Raw genomic sequence first — 21,033 nt, forward strand, 5'->3', positions numbered from 1 at the left:
GTTAACGAAAGTGCGATTAATTCAAAGAATTTCGAACATAATGAAAGTACCTACCATGTCTGGTTATCTTATTTTCCTTCATTAACTCTATTAGGGCGTCGTTTACCTCTGGTGCTGGTCTGTTAACTAATTTCAATAGCTCATTAAAGGTTATCCAACCCCTCTCTTTCATTAGTCTCTCAACTTCGTCTTTCACTGAACTCATGCTAAGGTAAAGAAGTAATTACAGTTAAAAAATACACATAAAATAGAGATTATATAAATGTTAAACAAATATGAAGCTTTATTTTCCTATACTGGCTTCAGACGTAACAATAATTTTAGGTACAATACTCTTGCTCAATAAAGTCCCTTTTTTAATCACCGTTGGTAGTATAGTAGACATACTTTTGCTTACCATCGTCGCTTACCTAATTTATAAGGGCGTAAAATACTCGGATATTCTGGGGTTTGTCTTAAGCATAATTCAAATTCTAGGAAATTCTACTGATCCAGTTCATTTAAGAGCACTGAACGAGTTTGGCACTACATTATACTTGTCTGTTTTAGACATCTTAATGGTGTTGTCATTTTACGTGTTTCCTCTAACCTACATAATTATGTTTCTTATTAAGAGAAAAAATCCAGTCACTTAGCCTTCATATTCTACTGGGTCTTTTAATCCGTTAATTTCAAACGCTTTTTTCCTCATGTAACAAGGGCCACACCTACCACAATGTTTTTCACCACCCTCATAGCAACTCCACGTTAAATGTAACGGTGCACCTATCTCTACGCCTAACTTAACTATTTCATGTTTTACTAAATTCCCTACGGGCATCAACACGTCAACTTTCTTGTTAGGACCAGTAGCATAAGGTGATAGTTTGGCGAAAAGTCTCACAAACTCCATCTCGTTATCAGGATAAGCTCCCGCTTCCTCGAGATTTATTCCCGAGGCTATTGCATCATATCCATGTGCCTCAGCAATAGCCAATGCTACAGAAAAGAATACTAGGTTTCTAGCGGGAACCCACTCATGTGCGAACTCGGCTCCTTCTTCACCTCTTCTGTCTTTCACTATTTCTCCTCCACCCTTAAGTAGCGTAGAGTGTCCAACAATCTTGAAAAGGTCCGTGTCTATCATCATGTAAGGAACTTGCAAAAATTCAGCGATCTTCTTTACCGCCTCTTTCTCTTTTTCCTCCGCTTTGTGGTGATAATTGAAGTGTAGTAAAGTTACCTCATATCCATTCTTAAGTAAATAAGTAGCTGCAACAGTCGAGTCAAGCCCACCACTAGCTATCACTAGAACCTTCCTCTTTGGTTTCTCATCTAACAACGGGATTTCCTTTATTTCCATGTTGTTTGATACTTTAACGATTGAGTAGGGATTTAGCTTTCTGACAAAGACACTGTCTAAGGGCTTAATACTGAAATATTCGTCTAAAGAGGTAAAGAATATAGCCCCTAATTCTTTATCGTACATCATGTAAACAGGTTTAAAGTTTTGGGCGACGTAAATCGTGTTGGGATCTGACTTGTCACCTATTATGAAAGCAAAGCTACCCTTTACATCTTGAAGGATCTTCTTCAAGGCTTCAAGGTCTCCGTTCCATGCCTTATCTAAGATTGGAGGAATAACACTGCTATCTATCTTACTTTGCTTCCTGACTTTGTACTTCTTTTCGAGTTCTGAGTCATTAGCAATTATGCCATTGTGAGTAACGATATACCGTTCTCCTTCAAATGGCTGAATCTCGTTATAGTTCTTATCTTTTACATATTCCGTTGTGGGTTCAGCCCTATTATTGGCTATTACAACCCTACTGGTTTCATCTAAAATCCCTTTTAACTTCTCCTCATTTAACGAAGGTCTTCCGACCGACTTTACTACCTTAGTCTTACCATCACTCTGAATTACTGCAACTCCGAAACTATCCCTTCCTCTATCTTCCGCTTTCTTCAAAATCTCTATAAGCTTGACTTCGATCTCTTTATAGTTCTCAGGTTTAAGTATAAGTACTCCTGAAACACTACACATTAAAGGCACCTAGTTCATAGATATTTATAAAGTTAGTGAGAAAAATGTCACAAGACTATTTATTATCACGTGTTGAGGAGAGGCTTAGCTACTTTAATATAAAAATTGCACACGTATACACAGAAACAGCTCTAGAGCCCGACTTGGGAAGCGAAGTAGACCAATTAACTTACTTGCAGAAACAACTAATTGAAGAGCTGAAGAAAAACGGCATAAAGAGACTTTACAAATTTCAAGAGGAGGCGATAAAAAAGATCCTTGACGGAAAGAGTATCCTAATTATTTCTGGCACTGGAACGGGTAAAACTGAATCTTTCCTTATCCCAGCACTACAATTCGCACTAAACGGTAAGCGAAGCGTCTTTATCTACCCTACAAAGGCATTAGCGAGAGACCAACTAGATAGGATTAAGAAGTTTTCAAAAGACTTAGGAATTAGTGTAGGGGTATTCGACGGAGACACTCCTGATAAAGAGAGAGACAAGATGTATACAGACCCTCCTGATATACTCATTACAAACCCAGATATGATACACCTTGGACTTTCCTTAAGTTACAGGTTTAGAAATTTGGTAAGAGGTGCAGACTTGTTCGTATTCGACGAGGTACATGCTTATGAAGGGGTGTTAGGAGCACATATAAGGATGATAAGTGATAGGTTAAGAGAGTTTGGTAATGTTCAGATTGTAAGTTCTAGCGGGACTATTGATGCTTCTCCTTATCTGTTTTCTGAGTTGTTTGGGATAGAAGGGGAGATAGTAAAGGGAACCCTCAGGAGAAAGGGGGTAGCGATCCACTCTTTACTTAACATAGGTTCAGCAAGCAGGTGGACGATCTCAGCATTCTTAGCTTCATTTCTAATAAAAGAAGGATTAAAAGTTCTAGTTTTTACAGATTCCCAGCAAATGGCTGAGCTAATCGCAAAGATAGCATCTAAGTTCGGTGCTGACATAATGGTTCACAGGGCTGGGATCAGTAAAGAAGAAAGGAGAGTTGTGGAGGACGGAATCAAGAAGGGAAGAATTAATGGAATCGCAGCTACTTCCACATTGGAATTAGGAATAGACATAGGAGACCTTGATGCTGTTATCATGGCGCAAAATCCTCCCAGTTACACAAAATACTTGCAAAGAGCTGGTAGAGCGGGTAGGAGAAATAGAATAGGTTACATTTTTACCTTACTTGGTGATGATCCTATAGACTCCTATTACTTAAGAAGACCTAAAGAGTTCTTCGAGAGAAAATTGACACCGCTTACTTTCGACCCTACAAATATCGAAGTACTGAAAGTCCACGCGGCAGCATGTCTACTCGAGAAGGGTAAATTATCAGTGAGCGCCATTCCGCCTAACTGGGTTAAAGCGTTCAAGCTATTAGAAAGGGAGGGTATGGTAGTAATTAAAGGAGAGGTTATTTTGCCTACACAAAAGCTACTTCCATTTGTGAGGTCTTCACGTATAAGGAGTACCGGTCCTATTATAAGAATTTACGACGAGAGTGGAAAAGTTGTTGGAGAAAGAGAATTACCGGTCGCGTTATTCGACCTTTATCCAAGAGCGATCTACTTAATTTCAAAACATAATTATGTAGTAGAGTCAATCGATTTAGATAATCTTAAGGCTGTGGTCAAAAGGGTAAGAGATGACTTAGACTATTATACTAAGCCTATTTATTCCTCCCACTTAATGTCCATTGAGACTCTTGAAGAACGGAAAGTATACGGTTTACCAGTAAAGTACGGTAATGTAAGGATCATGGAAGTAGTTGAGGGCTACGCGATCTACGACCTAATGGGAAGGAAGGATAGACCTAGAGAGGAGATCTATTACAAAGAACCTATAACTTTCACTTACGAGACTAAAGGACTGTTAATAAAACATCCTATCCTACCAGAATTCAATGAAATTGATGCCATGGAAGCGTTTCACGCAACAGAGCACGTTCTGATATCAGCTGCTAGAGTCGTAGCTGGAGCTGGTATGACGGACTTATCGGGAATAAGTTACCCTAGTGGCCACGTAGTCATTTACGACTCTGTAGTCGGAGGGAGCGGTGTAGCTAAGCTACTATTCGAAAGGCTAGAAGATGCGTATTTAGTAGCTAAAGATATTACGAGTAGTTGTGATTGTGAGGACGGTTGTCCTAAATGCATTTACAGCCCGTTTTGCGGAAACAACAATAAGGTTTTATCAAGGAGGAAGTCCTTCAGGTTAATAAAGACGATAACTGAGGAAAGATTAGAGGAGAAAAACGACGAATTATTTGGAAAACCTATTGCCTAACTAGACAAGTTAGAAACCCTTGTCACAACAGATGGATGAGTAGAAAATACACTAGAAGACCTATCCCCGTATTTTAGGAGTAAACTCGCCATCTCGTTAACTCCCACAACCTTGCTTGCTAGCTTGTCAGCTTGCAGTTCCAATTTCCTTTGTATATACCTTTGTACAAATAAACTACTCATTAGGAAAATCACGAGAGTAGGAAATTGATTTAAGATACCCAATATAGCTCCCACAGTGACTGTAACTACCAACAAAATCTTATTTATTAAGTAATGCCTCAACTCCATATGTGCGAGTTCATGGGCTAATATCGCTCTTCTCTCATTTGGAGTTATTTCTAGAATTTTAGACGTTATTACAAGCTTATCTTTACCTAAGGTAAACGCGTTTATCTGGTCAGAGTTTTTTACATACACCTTAATTCCACTAACAGTAAATACGTACTTGGAACCCAGTAACGCTAATCTCTCTGACAATAATAACAGAGGGAGTAAAGTGAAAATAATCATTTTTAAGCTTTGATCCGCAGTATTACTATTAATATTTTTACATATATGAAAATTTCAGAATTATATTGCAACTCGACTAAATCTAAACGATGGGTTTAATATCTTTTTTACGATAGCATGATTAATGAAGGCTGTAGTCCTTGAAAACGGAAAAGCTGTAATAAAAGAACTACCGAAACCTACAATAAAGGATATAGGAGACGTCATAGTAAAGATGAAAGCTTGTGGTCTCTGCGGGACAGACGTGGAAAAAATATGCGGGCAATACACTGCTTCCCAACCCATTTTAGGACATGAACCTTCGGGAATTATAGAGGAATCTTCAGTAGATTTTTTACACAAGGGACAGAGGGTTTTTGCGCATCACCATGTGCCTTGTTATGAATGTTACTATTGTAAACACGGAAGTCCCACCATGTGTCCCTATTACAGAAAGACAAATCTAGATCCAGGAGGATTTGCGGAGTACTTTAGAGTTCCTGCATGGAACGTAGTAAGGGGAGGAATACTAGTCTTACCAGATAATGTGAGCTTTGATGAAGGGGCGTTTATAGAGCCGTTAGCTACAGTGGTAAGGGCTCAGAACAGAGTGAGGGTTAACAAGGGAGATAGCGTACTGGTAGTAGGGGCAGGACCTATGGGATTACTACACGTAATGATGGCTAAGGCACAAGGGGCGGGAACAGTGATAGCCTCTGACATAAGCGATTATAGAGTCGAGTATGCAAGTAAAGTGGGGGCAGATTATTCACTAAATTCTAGGAAAGGTGATGTAGTATCTGAAGTCAAGAAGTTAACTGATGGAAGGGGTGCTGATATCGCTATAATAGCCTCTGGTGCACCTCAGGCAATACTTACAGGTCTCTATGCCGTAAGAAAAGGGGGATACGTACTACTCTTCGGTGTTCCTTACAAGGGAACTATTCTGAATTACGATATCAGTGAATTGTTAAACAATGAGATCTCAATAATATCAAGCAATGCAGCAGTAGAAGAGGATACAAAGAAGGCATTAGAATTGATAGCCCAAAAGAAAGTCGATGTGGCGAAGTTAATCACTCATAGATTACCGCTTGATCAGTTCAATGAGGCCGTAAGGATAGCTAAAGAGGGCGAAGCCGTAAAGATAATAATATACGATTGAGATAACTAATAAATAAAAAAACAAGGTCAACTTGAACAATTTGAGAGCCCTTTTTAGGTCGTTCTCAGTAGGTAAATTACCCTTTCCCACTGTATAATATCCGGGTTTCTCCAGTTTTACACCTAGAATTATAGCGGCAGTTGTAATTGGATATTTGGCATTAAAACTTTCTATTTTACTTCTTCTAATTTCCTCAAAAATTCCATTGGCTTTGATCCCCATGATATATGCTGAGATAACCATAAATATAGACGTAAGCCTTGCAGGAATGTAATTGAGTAATGTATCGACCTTAGCTGAGAACCAACCTTCTTTAATCAGTTCAGGCGTTTTATATCCAACCATAGAATCCATGGTATTAGAAAGTCTCTGTAACAGGGCACCAGGAAATCCCAAAAGAAGAAACCAAAATAGGGGAGAAGTTATTCCATCTACAAGGCTTTCAAATAGAGACTCTATTGCAGCTGAAATAACGTGTCCTTCATCAAGCTCATATACGTTTCTTCTTACTAACTGCTGCGTATATTTTCTCGACTCCTCGTTAACTGGAACCGATTTTTTGACAAGTGTGTATAACATTTTAATCGAAAAAGTGGTCTTTAAGAAGATTATTGCTAAAATTAACTTTACAATAGGTACTGGGATTAAAAAAAGCAAGGAAAGGATAAAAAGTATTGGTAATACTGATACGAACCAGAGTAAAATTCCGTAAGCTTTACCTTTGTAAGGAACAATCAACCTTTCAGAAATTTTTCCGCTCCATACTACAGGATGAAACCAAAAGGGAGGTTCGCCTAATGCAAGATCAAGAGCAATTGCAAGATAGAGAATTGGCAACAAAGCTTCTCCGCAACTAATAAGTAAAGGGGAAAAGATAAAGTTATAACGAAACCCACATAATCACCAGAAGACCCCCTTAGTGTTGTCTTACACAGAAATAAGAAGAAGACTGTCAGTAAAAAGTAAGCGAGGAGTAGAGGTAAAGGGGAAAAGAGGAAAACCTCTACCTGGATCAGTACGAACTTCCACCATTTACCGTTCAACTTATCGTAAAAAACCTTAGCTAAAAAGCTGCCTTCAATTGGTGGTAATAACGCTAAAATAGATATAGCTGACGCTCTGCTTAGGACTTCTGCTGATAAGAGAATAAAAACAGAAAGTTTTAGGTTCATTGTAGCTACTATAAAGATTATCACATAAACTAAAAGAAGACCCACTGCTCCAGACCCGGTTTGAACGTCATGTAAAACCTTGAGTCTCTTTTGGTAGTCTTTAACCATCAGAGCATCGCCGTAATCCAAGAGCCCGTCAAGATGATGAAAACCCCTTATTATCTCTACGAAAGGTATTAAAAGAAGAAATGCTGTATTTCCTAAAAAGAAATGAAAAATATAGAGAAATAGAAAGTCCAAAACACCAGTGAACACTCCTACTACTAGTGGTGCTGTAAATGAAAACTCCGCTATCTCTTCTAAGGGAGCTGAAATAGTAGGGATAATTGTGAAAAAGGAAAGTTGAGCTAGAATCGCCTTAAATACCTTCATCCTAATTATCTGATAAGTATGGCTATTATAATTGCTTCTACGATGAGTGACTCGGGGAAATCTACTATAACCGCGGGTCTAGTAAGACTGTTTTCCGCTATCCCTTTTAAAGCCCAAAATATGTCACTGAACAGTTATCCTACATTAGATTACGGGGAAATAGCATTTATTCAAGCTTACCAAGCTATAGGCACCGGATTAAGACCAGAACGATATATGAACCCCGTCCTCCTGAAACCGGACGGGAAAGGAATAGAAATAGTTTTTATGGGTCAGCCTTTGGGTAGCTTCTCCGCGTCCTATTATTACGAACAATTTCTACCTAAAGTATGGGTTCAAGTGAAGGAGAGAATTAGGGATGATATGGTAATTGAATCTGCAGGGGGGATAGAACCAAACTTTGTCGAAAAGGACATAACCGCTGTAAAACTTTCGAAAGAACTACAAATCCCAATTATATTTACCTTAGACATAGATAGAGGAGGAGCTTTTACCTCAGCTTTAGGGGCTTATCTGAGTTTACCTCAAGAAGTAAGAAAAAAGGTTAAGGGGTTCATTATAAACAAGTTCAGAGGAGAAGAAAAATACCTCGAACCTGCAATAAAGTGGTTGGAAGAAAAAACTGGAATGAAGTATTTAGGCTACCTCCCTTTATTTGATGAGCCCCTTATAATGCCTGAAGACTCTATGAACGTCCGAAACTTAGGTGAAGGAGAACTCGATGTTGCGATAGTGTCTTATCCCTATATGAGTAATTTCAACGAATTTTACGCACTTAAGGACTCAAACGCGACAGTTAGGTTCATTAAAAAGCCAGCGGAAATTGCTAAAAGTGATTTGATAATTTTACCTGGGAGTAAAAATACTTTAGAGAGCTTAAAATATCTAATAGATAAAGGCTTCGTCGAAGTCCTCAAGAAAAAACAAATCCTCGGAATTTGTGGTGGATTTCAGATCATGGGAAGGAGGCTGAAAGACCCATATAATGTGGAGATTAGCGAAGGGGAGGTAAATGGGCTCGGATTACTTGATGTGGAAACGATTTATGAGAGGGATAAGATCGTATCTTTATCAGAGACAAACTTGTCGGTAAACGGCTACGAAATAAGAAGGGGGAGAATCAAGTATTTAGACTCTGGAAAACCCTTGTTTACTATAACTAAAAGGGGTTTGAAGGAGGTAGACGTACCGGACGGAGCTGAAAAAGATAATTACTTAGGCTACAGTATACACGGATCCATGTTCTCTGAGGGGGGTAAAAAACTCCTTAGGGAAAAATTTGGTATAAAAATAAACACGAAAAGTTTCAAAGATACTGTAAAAGACGAGGTCGAAAAATTAACTATTATCATGGAAAAATACTTATATTTGGACGAAATAAGAGACATTTACTTAGGTAAGTAAATAAATAGTAGGTTTTAATAGGAAGTATTTTACTCATTTATATAAATGCTGTTTGATCCCGTTAAGTTCATTGAGGAAGTAAAACCACAATTAGAACAGATAGTGGATGGAAAAGCTATAGCTGCGGTAAGCGGTGGAGTCGACAGTACCACTGCAGCAGCATTGGCCTATAGAATTCTTGGCGATAAGGTTATTCCCGTAATGATTGACACCGGATTCCTAAGAGAGAGAGAAGCGGAAAAAGTAAAGTCGATGGTAGGAAACCTTATGCCTTTACAAGTAGTTGACGTAAGCGAGAAGTTCATATCTGAGCTAGAAGGAATATCAGACGCTGAGGAGAAGAGAAAAAAATTTAGGGAGCTTTTCTATAATACATTATCAGAACTTGTTAAGAAGTATAATGCTAAATACCTAATCCAAGGTACCATTGCAGCCGACTGGGTGGAAACCCAAGGAGGGATAAAAACACAACACAACGTCCTAGTACAATTGGGTATAGATACTGAAAGGATGTGGGGATTTAAAGTAGTTGAACCTTTAGCTGACTTGTATAAAAATGAAGTAAGAGACCTAGCTAGGTATTTAGGGTTACCTAAGGAAATTTATAACAGACAACCGTTCCCCGGTCCAGGATTGCTAGTGAGAATAGTAGGTAAAGTTACGAAGGAAAAGCTAGAACTAGTGAGGAAGGCAACAAAGGTAGTAGAGAAGTACTTGGATAGCATGGATTACTCTCAATATTTTGCAGTTATTTTTGAATCGACTTCGAGTTACGAGCCTGAGATTTCTAAAGGAGTTGGTTGCGACGTATATACCTACACCGCTAAAGCTACCGGAGTAAAGGGAGATGTAAGGGCTTATGGGAGAATAGCCAAAGTTGAGTGTAATAATAAGGATTATGAAAAATTGAGAAAGGTTATGGAAAAAATTACCTCATACGATATAACTCACGTTACGGTAAAAGTAGGTGAGGATAACCCTGAGGGGAAGTACACTATAGGCATAAGGGCGGTTTTAACACAAGATTTTATGACTGCCGAATTTGCAAAAATTGACTGGGAGTTCCTCGAGAAAATGGAATCTGAGATCTCTTCACTCAGCAAGAATATAAAAGAAGTAGTTTATGACATAACTACTAAGCCTCCTGCTACGATAGAATTTGAATAATATCTTTTTAAGAAAAACTTTTATTTTAGCTAATAAATTTGTCTAGCATTTTAATCCTTTTTGCAGGATGAGGATGATCACTGAATATATCACTAAGTATACTTACTTTCTGCGTCTTCCACAGCTGTATTAATTCCTCTACATCTGATGAGCTTATCTCAGGTCTTTCCAAAGAAGAGAAGAATAGCATCTTACCTACACTGCCTCCCGCTGTTTTCTTAGCCTTTTCTAATACTCTTGGGTCAGTATATAGTACAATTTTAGCCAATGCTGTTTGAAGGTTCTTAGCTCCTTGAGGAATTGTTAAAGCTGCGTTGACATCAGCATAAGATTCTCTCATCCTATTCAGGAAAAGGACTAGAATATTGAAAAGGTAACTCACAGCGATCATTACTATACCTACTAGGAATAGAGAACCTCCATTATTATTCCTCCCATTTCCTCCTCCTAAAATTCCGCTCCACCAAAGAGAGTAACCTAGCCAGTAAAGTAGCGTTGGTATCAGACCTACGGCAAGTAAAAGCTCAGTGTCCCTATGCTTTAGATGACCAAGTTCGTGCCCCAGTACAGCCTTAATTTCTTCAGGAGATAATATTCTAAGTAATGGCAAAGTAATTGCAACATTCTTACCGTAAAGTGGACTGCTGAACGCGAATGCATTCGGAAAAGGAACATCTGCAATGTAAACTTTGGGAATTGACATCCTATTGTAGATAGAAACCTCTTGCACTATATTATACAACCAATTGTAATTAGGGTCTGATGGAGTAACCTCTCGCAATTTGTAGAACGATTTTATGAGAAGGGGGCCAAAAAGCCACTGTAATAATGTGATGGCCGTAAGAACTGATAATGCTCCAGTTATTATATAAGGAAGTTCTCCAAATCCTAAGAAATAGCCTAAAATTCCAAAAAGCAATACAAAACCCAATACTAATGTACCAATTACTGCAGTTATCATCCCTAATCTAAACTTTGTTAACTCTTTTATCATAGGTTTATTATCCTTCCACACTTTTAAAAACCTTATGCAAATATGAAAATTAAAGTGCAAAAACTTTTTATGATATTATAGTTCTCACTTATAAAGATATTAAACTGAGGGGTAAGCTAAGAAGTTTTATTAATCTCTAGAGATAGTGATTGTTATGGCAGAGGAAATTGTAAAAGAGTATATGAAAAGTTCAGTTGTCACAGTAAATAAGAACACTATCCTTTATGAAATAGCAAAGATAATGACTGAAAAGAATATAGGATCTGTTATCGTGGTCGAAAACGGTAAACCGGTAGGCATTATTACTGAACGTGATATTGTAAGGGCAATAGGTAAAGGAAAAAAGCTAGACACAAAAGCTGAGGAGATCATGACCGTTTCCCTGATAACAATTAAGGAAGATTCACCAGTTACGGGAGCATTAGCTTTAATGAGACAGTTTAACATAAGACATTTACCGGTAGTAAATGACAAGGGTGAGCTTACCGGTATAATTTCCATACGTGATATAGCTAGAGCTGTAGATGATATGTTTGAAAATCTTGAATAATTTTTTCTCGTCATTTTTGACATTTTATCAAAAATCTAAAATGAGAATAATCGTTACGCTTTAATTAACAGTGCAAGGTTTTTTAAACTAAATGTGGAAATTTTTACCTATGATACCCAATTTTGTATTTCCGACATTAGCTTATATAGACTCGGGGCTAGCAGCCACCACAATAATACTAGGCGGAATAGTAGAGGGATATGGTTATGGTTTGTCCTTAGGTACTAATTGGCCTTACACAAGAGATATTATGTCAGTAGCCATGAAAGGAGATCCTGAAGCTATACACAGGATTTCAGCAACATTAGTAGGTTTGATCTCCCTCACATTATTGGTCCTAGATTTTAACATGATAACTCTAATTGGCTTCGTCGGCATTATCTTTACAGCGCTTTTAGGCATGGCAACCTTGTACGTGTTAGCTGGAAAATTACCGTCTATATTTCAAGGACTCCATAACATTGCAGCTTACACGACATTTGTAAGTTACCTCTTATTAGCTACAAATTATCCAGCTTCACAATTCATAAGCTTCCTAGAAGATGCTATAATACCACCTCACTTTCTATACTTCGTCATATTCATGGGAGGAGTGGTTACCGGCACTAGAAGGATGAGATTGAGTATCGGAGATGTCAGAAGACCTAGGAATAAACTTCAGTGGGCTTGGGTTATACACGGTATTGCCACATTAATATTCTTCGTAGCCCTAATTTACCTTCAGATGTGGATAGCTTTAGCATTTGGAATTGCTGAAGCCATTATAGGAATATTGGCCTATAAGGCTATAAATAAGAACCCTGAAAAACCTGGAATTTTAATTGGGCTTCATCAGCTATTTTCATTGGCTGTAGTAGTTGCATTACTTTTCACATGAACTTTTAGATACATGATGTATGTTTTTCCTATTCTTATTGTTTTTAAGCAAGAATAAAAATAATTAAATATAACAAGATCGATCAGTCGAGGTGCACTTCTTCATCGATTCCGAGTTGTGAAATTCATCATTAACTTATATCTTTAAGTTCCACCCCGGTTTTAACATCAGCTGTTATCCCGTAGTACTTATAAAGAAGTTGAGCTACTATTTCATATAACATTTCATTAACATGTGTTCTGTTAGACCTTAGAGACGCTGATGTAAACCGCCATGGTCTCCCTTGTAGGACTTTGGCAATTAACAACATTTCTTCTTCCGGAGTTAAGCTCCAATCCCTTCTGACGTCCCAAAAATACTTGAGAGTTAACATGTGAATTCCGTCGGCAGAAGACTCATAAGGGCTAACCCCTTGTATGAAAGCCACGGCTTTGTCTATGTAGATCCTATTTATCTCTACGTCTTTATGAGCTCTTGTCCCATAGATTACTAGTCTAGCAACTTCAGGATCCATTCCGAAATATACGTCATGGATAGTATTGAGCAATTTATCCTTCAAAATGTAGGACGCAATTTCAACTGCTTTCTCAGCTACTTCGGTTAAAGGATAAATAACAACTACAGGAAAATCGCCAAGTTTTTCATTTCTCTTAGGCGATACATGCACTATTCTAAACCCATTCTTGATCCAGAAATTTATTACTTTTACATCACCCATGAAAGCTGAGCCTATCCAGTCCAATCCATGAGATTGCCCGCTTTCTATTACCATCTTTAACACTTCACTACCGAAACCTTTACCCTGAAGTTCCTGCATTACAGCTATTCTAACTATTCTCCAACCTTTCATCCTTCCGAATTCCTTCAACCTAGCGTGTTTAATGAGCCTATCAGGGATGAGGTCACCATCGAACGTAACCCCCTTTAGGGCTGACTCTATCATTTCCTCTGTGAGCCCTCCTTCCTCAGCAATTTGGACTACTCCTATGGGTATTCCGTCGGAAGTATTCAACGACACTAATCTATGGTGCACTCCGTCTCCCATTATCATCAGATCGTTAGGATTATTTCTATAATGAGCAGTAACTAGAATACCGTATACTTGTCTTAACTTCTCATCATCAGCAAATAACTCTTCTTGGTTTAACGTTTCGAACTGAAGTATAGTAAGCTTTTCTTTTTCCGGTTCCTTAGGCTCAGCATCCAACAAGAGAGTATCGTATAACCACTTCTCTATGGGATCTCCTTCACTGTATCTTAGCGGTCTTCTCATCTCCTGCCAGTAAACGGTAGACTTCCTTTGCTTTAGGACTCTGTTTAAATATCTAAGGAATGCCTTTCCAGATCCTTCATACCCGTGAACAGTAGTGACTAAAACCACTTTCCTCCAAATCTTAAGTGCTGAATCTATAATCCCTATGCCAACCGCAGCAGCTTCATCTACTACTAATATATCTCCTTCTGTCTCAAGTATCGCCTCAGGTGCTTCAAAGAAAACTCTAAAAAATTCTCCCTCTATCGAGTTAAGAAAACCCAAGTTAGACCTTTTCTCTCTATGCTTTATACCTAATACTTCCAAACCTTTCTTTAAAAATTCCATTGCCTGAGAAGTACTTGTAATCGAGGGAGCAGTTATAACTATTTTAAGCTTTTTTCCTCTTTCTCTCTCTGCGATTCTATAAAGATAACCAGCTAAACCTAAACCTGTTACTGCACTTTTTCCCCTCCCTCTGGATGCTGTAATTACTAAGACTCTTCTGTTGGATCCTCTAAGGTTTATAAACGATTCTAAGACCTTATTTTGATCAGGGCTCAAGCACAAGTTATGAAGAACCTCGGGCATTATTGGATTAGGCGGTATGAGTGGTCTAGGCTTATCTCCGATTTTACCCTTAAACGGTTTCGCATTATAAACCGAGTTAACGATCGTAAATATACCTTCATGCTCCTCCAATTTTCTCTTGAATCTCTTCTCGTATACATCCCTGACCTTTCCGTTCTTAATAAGTGAATTTCTGAAAAGTTTTCCTTCTGTTAAGGAGTTAGTATATAGAATTATTATACCTCCTCCTCTAACTAAATCCACCAACCTTCCTATATAATTTGGTTCGAAGTTGTCCACTAGATCTAGAATCACAACGTCAAATGTAGCTCCCAAATACCTCTCTGAGGCTGAGTAATCAATATCTACAAAATTTTTACATAGCGATCTCATTTCTTTCATTCTGTCTTTAGCTCCCTTAACCCAAGGATGAAATGCATAAGCAACTTGAGCTTCAGGATTTATAGACAAGTAAAGCGAGAGAACTTCTTTAACCAAATCGAGGTATTTCTCTGGGTCTTCAATATAAACAAGATTTCTGTAATATCTTTCCCTACTGTCCTCTATAGACTCCTTAAGGAGTTGAAAGAATTGCTCTTTTTCCACGGTGGTTAAATGTTATATTTCTTCCTTAAAGCTTCTTCTACATCTACACCTAGAAGATTTGCTACAGAAACTGTCCAAGCAATAACGTCAGCAATTTCCTCCTCTATTGCATCCCTATTTCCGCTCAATAATGCCTCAGCCAACTCTCCTACCTCTTCAACTAACCATGTAAAAGTGGCATAAGTCCCTCTCATCTTGTCTTTCTCAAAGAACATTTCCTTCATTTTTTCTTGGACATACTTAATTTCCAAGACCTATTTCCCTCCTAATGAGTTTTAGATCTTCTTTGTCTATCTTTATTTTAAAATTCATCTCCTCCCTAAACTGCTCGTCTACAAAATACACAACTACTTCACCATTCCTTTGAGTTACAGCCTCAACAAACTTCTTATCAACAGAATACTCTATTATAAGAGGATTTTCAGGATCGTCTTTAATTATATGCCTTAAAATCACACTTCCGCTCTCCCTATCCACTTCAAGATCCATCTCTACATCCAAACGTCTAGGTACATCTTTACTCATACATATGACTACGTTTTCATTACGTACTATACAAACTCCTTCGTTAAGCTGTTTCTTTATTTCCTCAGGCAAATCCATTTCAATATTAACCTATTGTCTTATTTTCCTCTTTTAAAAAATTAAATATAACATGAAAACAGCTATCGGAAAAAAAAATTGTTTCAACTCAAAATTATATAGCAACATATGTAGGGGTTAAGATTCTAGAGCAAGGTGGTAACGCATTTGATGCAGCTATCGGCATAAGTGCTGTGTTATCGGTCGTTATGCCCCATACCAGCGGATTAGGAGGTGACGGTTTCCTCTTAGCAAAAACTCCTGAAGGGATAATAGCTTATAATGCGTCAGGTTGGTCTCCTAAAAGACTTAACGTTGAAAAGATACCCTCAGTTAGGGATCCTTCTACGGTAGTAATACCAGGGTTAGTTGACCTATGGGATTTCGTATACAGACAATATATGACGATGGACTTATCAGAGGTCTTACGACCCGCGATATCTTTAGCTGCTAATGGGTTTTACGTGGGAAGAGAGTTAGCTAAAGTTATATCAAAATCAAATAATATGCCCAGAAGTTGGAGTGAAATTTTTGAAGGAAAAAGAATGGGAGATATTTTGAAACTCAGAGAACTTAGTGAAGTGTTAAAGATAATATCAAAAGACCCAAAAGATTTCTACGAGAGTAAACTCACAGAAGAGATAGTGAATGGCTTAAACTCTCAGGGTGTAAATGTAGAATTATCCGACTTCGCTGACTTTAAAGGGGAGGTGGTAAAGCCCTTAAAGTCCTCATATAGAGGTTACACTCTTTACGAATTACCTCCTAATAGCCAAGGGATTACTACACTTGAGTCATTAAAAATGGCTGAAATTCAAGAAACTTGGAAGTTAAGATTTGACGACACTAAAAGAGTTAAAGAACTCGTTAATATCTTCATATTAGCTTATGAAGATAGAAACAAGTTCGTTACGGATCCGAGGTTCTACTATCCTGAAGAAGACTTATTATCTGAAGAAAGGTTGAAAAGAAGACTTTCCAGTTACTCGGCATCTGAAATGAAAATGAACACAAAAGACACCACTTTCTTTGTAGTTTCGGATGGCGAAAATGAAGTTGGGTTCATACAGAGCTTGTTCTTTCCATTTGGCTCTGGAATAACAGTCAAAAATATCGTGTTCAACAACAGAGGTTACGGATTCACTGAAGGGCATAACAAACCTGAGCCTAGAAAGAGGCCCCTTCACACGCTCTCGATACTTATGGCTGAAAAAGACGATGAAAGTTTGATAATAGGTTGTGCTGGGGGTGACTTAAGACCACAAATCCACACTCAGGTATTGCAATATTATGTAGACTACGGATTGGAAATTGATGATGCTGTATATTATCCGCGGTTCGTATTCTTAGGAGACAGAATATTTCATGAAAAAAGAATGAATTTACCATTTCAAGAGCTTGACTTCTTTACTAACGAAGTAGGGGTAGTGCAAGCTCTGAAGAGAAAAAAGGACATATACATAGGTGTAGCTGACCCCAGAAGCGAGGGAGTAGCCTTACCTGCTAACTAACTTGGAAGGATTTAAACCAAGTTCTTTAAATGCTAATATTACAGCGCCTAGTTCTGGGGATCTAGTTCCTATATCCCCAGAAATATTGTATAGAGAAAGATAGTTTTTGAAAACCGATAAATATATTGGTGACTTAAACATTCCACCCTTTAGATAAACCTTGTCTACCCTCAGTTTCTTAGCAAGAGTCACTGCCTGATGAGCTAGGATTTCTGCACCTTGTTTTAGAATAGATATCGCTACATGATCTCCTTCCCTAGCTGCTCTATCTACTGCCTCCGCAATCGATGACACTATGTCTATATGACAGCTACTCGTGTATGCCCAAAGAACCAAATCGTCAAGATCTCTTACCCCGATTTTCGATGTCACGTAGTTAAAAAGAGGAGTTTTGTCTTCTAATCCGTCCATCATACGCATTATTTTTCTTAATGCTTCTCTTGATACCCAATACGCAGATCCGTCATCTGACAATAACCAACCTCTTCCACCCAGTCTGTAAAAATCCTTTCCATCATATCCTTCTACTACACTTCCAGTCCCTGCAATTACTACAACACCCGGTTGTCCTAGGGTTTCAGCAAATAATGCTATAACACCATCGTGCTTTATAATTACTTTCTTAGCTATGTTCATAGCTAAGGGTGAAAAGTTCTCCCAGTCATACCTAGAGTCAAGACCGGCTACACCCATTGCAACAACGTCTGGCTCTTTACCCTGGGTGGATTGGTAGATTGATTCTTTTATATGAGCAATAGCCTTGGATAAACCTACGTTGTGATAATTTCCTGAGCCAGAATTTCCTTCGCCTATTAGATTACCTTCCTCATCGTAAGCTACAGCCTTAGTTTTAGTGCCTCCAGCATCGACTCCTACTATTATCATTAGGAATAATCTTATATACGTTACTCATAAAGATTATGTAAATGAAGGTTCTAATACTAGGAATAGATGGATATCTGGGTTGGCCATTAGCCTTACGATTAGCTAGAAGGGGTCATGAAGTCATAGGTATAGATAATCTTTCCACAAGAAAGTTCTCACAAGAGGTAGGGGCAGATTCCGCTTTTCCGTTACCCGAGCCTGAAGAAAGAGTTAAAGAAGCGAAGAAACATCTTGGTGTCGATATAACGTTTTATAAAGGAGACGTCACGGACTATCCTTTCCTCAAGGAAATAGTTAGTAAACATAAGCCCGACGCTATTGTTCATTTCGCCGAGCAGAGGTCGGCCCCATACTCGATGATAGATATGGATCACTCAGTTTTTACCGTAATTAACAATGAGGTCGGAACCCTTAGGGTTATTCAGGCAATTTTAGAAGTAGACCCTACTATACATCTCCTTAAAATGGGAACAATGGGCGAGTACGGTACGCCTTCATTTAACATACCAGAAAGTATATACGTAGACGCCATAGTTAACGGAATGAAAGATAGAATAATAGTTCCTAGAAAAGGAAGTTCAATATATCACATTACTAAGATACATGATACTGACTTTATCCTTTACTTTAACGAGATCAGTAAAGAACTTACCGTAACAGATATAATGCAGGGACCAGTATACGGTACAAGGACTGAAGAGATAATAGAAGAGACATTAAGGACACGTTTTGACTTCGATGAAGTTTGGGGGACTGTTGTAAACAGATTTTGTGTAGAAGCCATAATAGGACAACCACTAACAGTTTACGGGAAAGGAGGTCAAACCAGAGGTTTTCTGTCTCTTGAAGATAGTATGCAAGCTTTAACACTACTTCTGGAACATCCTCCTAAACAAGGAGAATATAGGGTCGCTAACCAGTTTGCTGAGATTTACTCTGTTAGACAGATTGCTCAGATTGTGAAAAAAGCAGGAGAAGAACTTGGCTTAGATGTTCAGATAGGCAACTATCCTAATCCCAGAGTAGAGGCCGAAGAGCATTACTATAACCCAGAGATCAAAATCCTTCCGTCACTAGGTTTCTATCCTAAGAAAAGGTTGCCTGAAGAAGTTAAAATTATGATAAAAGACTTACTACCTTACAAAGAAAGGTTAGAGAGATATAGACACGTAATTCCTCCTAAAACTAAGTGGAGGAAGAAGTAAAAGTCCTACTCAACGCCTCATAATAACTTGCTGGATCTCCTACGTTAAGCCACTTCTCATCTTTTAGTAGTATTCCGTAAACTTCTCCACCATCATTAATAACTCCCTGAATTCCGTAGGTTAATTCCAGTTCTTTTCCCTCTTCAACGGTAATAGACTTTAACGCCCTGAACACTTTAGGAGTTAAAATATATACAGCTGATATAGCTATATTAGACTTAGGGTTTTCTGGCTTTTCTTCTGCTTCTAATACTTTGAATAACTTGTGATTCATGTATATACCTTTATCTTGCACAGTAACAACTCCATATCTCTTAGGATTCTTAACTTCTCTCAATAAGAGAACAGCTTCAGGTCTAATCTCACTGAAAAGTGAAGCAGCCTCCTTATACCCTCCAGTTAATACACCGTCATCTGCATGAACGAAAAAGGGATCAGAACCAGCAAAATCTTCGGCCTTTAAAACTGCATCCCCGAAACCCTTAGGCTCTTTTTGAAATACAAAAGTCACCTCCCTCTCGAATAAGTAATCCATCAGTAGTTTACCATGTTTACCAACTACTATGCAGAATTTCTCTACACTAGCAGCGTGAAGAGATTCGATTATTAAGTCTATTATAGGTCTCATAACTATTTTTCCGTCCTCGGCTTTAAATAAAGGTAATAATGCTTTTGGTAAAACCGAGGTTATGTATTTCATTCTGCTACCTTTACCTGCTGCTGTAATTACAGCTTTCTTAACTGACATTAGAAGGACTCCCAGAATTGTCTTGTTTTACAAAATTATTAACTTTCTCCGACCTCATCGTAGAGATCCATTTATAGAATTTAAAAATTGAGACTGGAACATAAACATTTATTATTCCAGCAAAGTCAGTAACATAAAAACTAAACAGTGTATGATTACCTAGAATATATACAACACAAAACGATAGCCATATTGTCCATGCAGACATCGTAAGTATAATACTTTTCAGGTCTCGTATTATGAACGCGAGGGGTGTAGTAACTACCCATGCCCACATTATAAATGGATTAGTACTCGCGTAGAAGTTATAGCCAACGTAAAAGGGGTGTATATCCAAAAACCAATCCCAAGGAGTCGATATCTGGTCTATAGCTGTAAGAGATATATGCCCATTTGTAGCATCCCAGCCTAGCATATATAAAAAGGAATTATGAATCCACCCCGATATACCATCGAAATAAATCATTATCGGAATTGATAGTATTGTAAATGCAGTAACTGGAATTCCTATACCATATACGGCCCTCTGTATAGGACTTCTCTTAAATTCTCCAATATAGTAGAGAAAGGGAAGGATTAGAGGAAACGCACTTTCCTTAGATGCAAATGCTAAACCTAAAGTAATAGAGGCTAGTAATAGATTATCACTGAGTAAAAAGTAAATAGATAATAATATGAAGAAACTTACGTAAATGTCTAGCATTGCTATACCATGCAGTAGCCATATATTAGGGGATAGTATTATTAGCATAGCGGCTACTAGACCCGCTATATTTCCTAACTCCCCTCCTACAAGTTTTCTAGCTAATAAGAAACCGACTACAATCATTAAGTCGCCCATTATCCAACTCCCTAATCTCCACGCTAGAGGTTTATAACCCATTAAGACTATGAAAATCGCCATTATATACTTCGCTAAAGGAGGATGTTCAGGGTTAATATAAGTCTGAATGTTAGACTCCTGAGGATAAGGATAATACATAGGAGGAGTTATGTGAAATATAAACTTCAGGATATTATAAGCAGCAGAAGGATACCACACTTCATCTCCAATATAACCGTTAATCGGGGCAAAGGTGATCACGGTAAAATACGTATACAAAAAGATCATTACTGCTAAAGCGATTTCTGATAGCAACTCAGATTTCTTTATAATAAACTCCTTTAGCATTAAGCA

21 protein-coding genes are annotated in these 21,033 nt (G+C 38.1%); 9 read left to right on the forward strand and 12 right to left on the reverse strand.

Annotated features, from left to right (window positions below; genetic code table 11):
* Positions 1–16: 16 nt before the first annotated feature.
* Positions 17–205, reverse strand: a complete 189-nt coding sequence (sul7s, locus tag D1868_RS08515; protein ID WP_156007416.1) for a winged-helix single-stranded DNA-binding protein Sul7s — start codon at positions 203–205, stop codon at positions 17–19.
* A gap of 70 nt (positions 206–275) precedes the next feature.
* Here sul7s and D1868_RS08520 point away from each other — a divergent pair, with 70 nt between their 5' ends.
* Entirely contained in the window at positions 276–635 is a 360-nt protein-coding gene (locus D1868_RS08520) for a hypothetical protein (protein WP_156007418.1), read from the forward strand.
* Here D1868_RS08520 and queC read toward each other — a convergent pair.
* Positions 632–2,023 carry a 7-cyano-7-deazaguanine synthase QueC gene (gene queC / locus D1868_RS08525; RefSeq protein ID WP_156007421.1) on the reverse strand — a complete coding sequence of 464 codons (1,392 nt, stop codon included), beginning with the start codon at positions 2,021–2,023 and terminating at the stop codon, positions 632–634. The two genes, D1868_RS08520 and queC, sit on opposite strands and share 4 nt — an antisense overlap.
* Positions 2,024–2,067: 44 nt before the next feature.
* Here queC and D1868_RS08530 point away from each other — a divergent pair, with 44 nt between their 5' ends.
* Positions 2,068–4,305 carry a DEAD/DEAH box helicase gene (locus D1868_RS08530; protein WP_156007423.1) on the forward strand — a complete coding sequence of 746 codons (2,238 nt, stop codon included), beginning with the start codon at positions 2,068–2,070 and terminating at the stop codon, positions 4,303–4,305.
* Here D1868_RS08530 and D1868_RS08535 read toward each other — a convergent pair.
* Positions 4,302–4,784, reverse strand: a complete 483-nt coding sequence (locus D1868_RS08535; RefSeq protein ID WP_196770233.1) for a M48 family metallopeptidase — start codon at positions 4,782–4,784, stop codon at positions 4,302–4,304. The two genes, D1868_RS08530 and D1868_RS08535, sit on opposite strands and share 4 nt — an antisense overlap.
* Before the next feature lie 157 nt (positions 4,785–4,941).
* Between D1868_RS08535 and D1868_RS08540 the strand changes: the two genes are divergently transcribed.
* Complete coding sequence (locus tag D1868_RS08540) at positions 4,942–5,961, forward strand: zinc-dependent dehydrogenase (RefSeq protein WP_156007427.1); 1,020 nt, start codon at positions 4,942–4,944, stop codon at positions 5,959–5,961.
* Here D1868_RS08540 and D1868_RS08545 read toward each other — a convergent pair.
* Positions 5,884–6,801: a cobalamin biosynthesis protein gene (locus D1868_RS08545; RefSeq protein ID WP_156007429.1), complete on the reverse strand. Its 918-nt coding sequence runs from the start codon at positions 6,799–6,801 to the stop codon at positions 5,884–5,886. The genes D1868_RS08540 and D1868_RS08545 overlap by 78 nt on opposite strands.
* The gene (locus D1868_RS08550) at positions 6,756–7,505 is read right to left on the reverse strand and encodes an adenosylcobinamide-GDP ribazoletransferase (RefSeq protein ID WP_156007431.1); all 750 of its coding nucleotides are present in this window, start codon (positions 7,503–7,505) and stop codon (positions 6,756–6,758) included. Before D1868_RS08550 ends, D1868_RS08545 begins: the two co-directional genes overlap by 46 nt.
* A gap of 18 nt (positions 7,506–7,523) precedes the next feature.
* Here D1868_RS08550 and D1868_RS08555 point away from each other — a divergent pair, with 18 nt between their 5' ends.
* Together D1868_RS08555 and D1868_RS08560 are read left to right on the forward strand one after the other, a co-directional pair.
* Positions 7,524–8,909, forward strand: coding sequence for a cobyric acid synthase (locus tag D1868_RS08555; RefSeq protein WP_156007433.1), 1,386 nt, complete (start codon positions 7,524–7,526; stop codon positions 8,907–8,909).
* Between the two features lie 48 nt (positions 8,910–8,957).
* Positions 8,958–10,076 (forward strand): GMP synthase (glutamine-hydrolyzing), encoded by a 1,119-nt coding sequence (locus D1868_RS08560; RefSeq protein WP_196770311.1) that lies wholly within the window; start codon positions 8,958–8,960, stop codon positions 10,074–10,076.
* 25 nt (positions 10,077–10,101) lie between these two features.
* Here D1868_RS08560 and htpX read toward each other — a convergent pair whose 3' ends face one another.
* Complete coding sequence (gene htpX / locus D1868_RS08565) at positions 10,102–11,070, reverse strand: zinc metalloprotease HtpX (protein ID WP_156007437.1); 969 nt, start codon at positions 11,068–11,070, stop codon at positions 10,102–10,104.
* A gap of 154 nt (positions 11,071–11,224) precedes the next feature.
* Between htpX and D1868_RS08570 the strand changes: the two genes are divergently transcribed.
* Both D1868_RS08570 and D1868_RS08575 read left to right on the forward strand, forming a co-directional pair.
* A complete protein-coding gene (locus tag D1868_RS08570) occupies positions 11,225–11,620 on the forward strand; it encodes a CBS domain-containing protein (protein ID WP_156007439.1) in 396 nt (131 codons plus the stop codon).
* A gap of 109 nt (positions 11,621–11,729) precedes the next feature.
* On the forward strand, positions 11,730–12,497 hold the full coding sequence (locus tag D1868_RS08575) for a cytochrome C oxidase assembly protein (protein ID WP_156007441.1): 768 nt from the start codon (positions 11,730–11,732) through the stop codon (positions 12,495–12,497).
* A 130-nt stretch (positions 12,498–12,627) separates the two neighbouring features.
* Here the strand turns inward: D1868_RS08575 and D1868_RS08580 are convergent, their stop codons facing one another.
* Genes D1868_RS08580 through D1868_RS08590 form a run of 3 tightly spaced genes read right to left on the reverse strand, consistent with a single transcriptional unit; the run spans position 12,628 to position 15,528 of the window.
* On the reverse strand, positions 12,628–14,925 hold the full coding sequence (locus D1868_RS08580; RefSeq protein ID WP_156007443.1) for a tRNA(Met) cytidine acetyltransferase TmcA: 2,298 nt from the start codon (positions 14,923–14,925) through the stop codon (positions 12,628–12,630).
* A gap of 5 nt (positions 14,926–14,930) precedes the next feature.
* Positions 14,931–15,176: a MazG nucleotide pyrophosphohydrolase domain-containing protein gene (locus tag D1868_RS08585; protein ID WP_156007445.1), complete on the reverse strand. Its 246-nt coding sequence runs from the start codon at positions 15,174–15,176 to the stop codon at positions 14,931–14,933.
* Positions 15,166–15,528: a hypothetical protein gene (locus D1868_RS08590; protein ID WP_156007447.1), complete on the reverse strand. Its 363-nt coding sequence runs from the start codon at positions 15,526–15,528 to the stop codon at positions 15,166–15,168. The genes D1868_RS08585 and D1868_RS08590 overlap by 11 nt, the downstream gene beginning before the upstream one ends.
* Positions 15,529–15,605: 77 nt before the next feature.
* Between D1868_RS08590 and D1868_RS08595 the strand changes: the two genes are divergently transcribed.
* A complete protein-coding gene (locus D1868_RS08595; RefSeq protein WP_156007449.1) occupies positions 15,606–17,018 on the forward strand; it encodes a gamma-glutamyltransferase family protein in 1,413 nt (470 codons plus the stop codon).
* Here D1868_RS08595 and D1868_RS08600 read toward each other — a convergent pair.
* Positions 17,004–17,903 carry a BadF/BadG/BcrA/BcrD ATPase family protein gene (locus tag D1868_RS08600; RefSeq protein WP_156007451.1) on the reverse strand — a complete coding sequence of 300 codons (900 nt, stop codon included), beginning with the start codon at positions 17,901–17,903 and terminating at the stop codon, positions 17,004–17,006. The two genes, D1868_RS08595 and D1868_RS08600, sit on opposite strands and share 15 nt — an antisense overlap.
* A 41-nt stretch (positions 17,904–17,944) precedes the next feature.
* On the opposite strand from D1868_RS08600, the gene agl3 reads away from it, so the two are divergent.
* Positions 17,945–19,108: a UDP-sulfoquinovose synthase gene (gene agl3 / locus D1868_RS08605; protein WP_156007453.1), complete on the forward strand. Its 1,164-nt coding sequence runs from the start codon at positions 17,945–17,947 to the stop codon at positions 19,106–19,108.
* Here the strand turns inward: agl3 and D1868_RS08610 are convergent.
* Together D1868_RS08610 and D1868_RS08615 are read right to left on the reverse strand one after the other, a co-directional pair.
* Positions 19,089–19,856, reverse strand: a complete 768-nt coding sequence (locus D1868_RS08610; protein WP_156007455.1) for a nucleotidyltransferase family protein — start codon at positions 19,854–19,856, stop codon at positions 19,089–19,091. The genes agl3 and D1868_RS08610 overlap by 20 nt on opposite strands.
* On the reverse strand, positions 19,846–21,027 hold the full coding sequence (locus D1868_RS08615; protein WP_156007457.1) for a glycosyltransferase family 39 protein: 1,182 nt from the start codon (positions 21,025–21,027) through the stop codon (positions 19,846–19,848). Before D1868_RS08615 ends, D1868_RS08610 begins: the two co-directional genes overlap by 11 nt.
* Positions 21,028–21,033 lie beyond the last annotated feature (6 nt).

The sequence above is a fragment of the Stygiolobus azoricus genome, assembly GCF_009729035.1.
In the GTDB taxonomy this organism is placed as follows: domain Archaea; phylum Thermoproteota; class Thermoprotei_A; order Sulfolobales; family Sulfolobaceae; genus Stygiolobus; species Stygiolobus azoricus.

Bases quoted from the DNA above. Each gene is read 5' to 3' on its own strand.
- sul7s (WP_156007416.1), bottom strand. From the start codon at position 205: ATGAGTTCAGTGAAAGACGAAGTTGAGAGACTAATGAAAGAGAGGGGT.
- D1868_RS08520 (WP_156007418.1), top strand. From the start codon at position 276: ATGAAGCTTTATTTTCCTATACTGGCTTCAGACGTAACAATAATTTTA.
- queC (WP_156007421.1), bottom strand. From the start codon at position 2,023: ATGTGTAGTGTTTCAGGAGTACTTATACTTAAACCTGAGAACTATAAA.
- D1868_RS08530 (WP_156007423.1), top strand. From the start codon at position 2,068: ATGTCACAAGACTATTTATTATCACGTGTTGAGGAGAGGCTTAGCTAC.
- D1868_RS08540 (WP_156007427.1), top strand. From the start codon at position 4,942: ATGAAGGCTGTAGTCCTTGAAAACGGAAAAGCTGTAATAAAAGAACTA.
- D1868_RS08550 (WP_156007431.1), bottom strand. From the start codon at position 7,505: ATGAAGGTATTTAAGGCGATTCTAGCTCAACTTTCCTTTTTCACAATT.
- D1868_RS08555 (WP_156007433.1), top strand. From the start codon at position 7,524: ATGGCTATTATAATTGCTTCTACGATGAGTGACTCGGGGAAATCTACT.
- htpX (WP_156007437.1), bottom strand. From the start codon at position 11,070: ATGATAAAAGAGTTAACAAAGTTTAGATTAGGGATGATAACTGCAGTA.
- D1868_RS08570 (WP_156007439.1), top strand. From the start codon at position 11,225: ATGGCAGAGGAAATTGTAAAAGAGTATATGAAAAGTTCAGTTGTCACA.
- D1868_RS08575 (WP_156007441.1), top strand. From the start codon at position 11,730: ATGATACCCAATTTTGTATTTCCGACATTAGCTTATATAGACTCGGGG.
- D1868_RS08590 (WP_156007447.1), bottom strand. From the start codon at position 15,528: ATGGATTTGCCTGAGGAAATAAAGAAACAGCTTAACGAAGGAGTTTGT.
- D1868_RS08600 (WP_156007451.1), bottom strand. From the start codon at position 17,903: ATGATAATAGTAGGAGTCGATGCTGGAGGCACTAAAACTAAGGCTGTA.
- agl3 (WP_156007453.1), top strand. From the start codon at position 17,945: ATGAAGGTTCTAATACTAGGAATAGATGGATATCTGGGTTGGCCATTA.
- D1868_RS08610 (WP_156007455.1), bottom strand. From the start codon at position 19,856: ATGTCAGTTAAGAAAGCTGTAATTACAGCAGCAGGTAAAGGTAGCAGA.
- D1868_RS08615 (WP_156007457.1), bottom strand. From the start codon at position 21,027: ATGCTAAAGGAGTTTATTATAAAGAAATCTGAGTTGCTATCAGAAATC.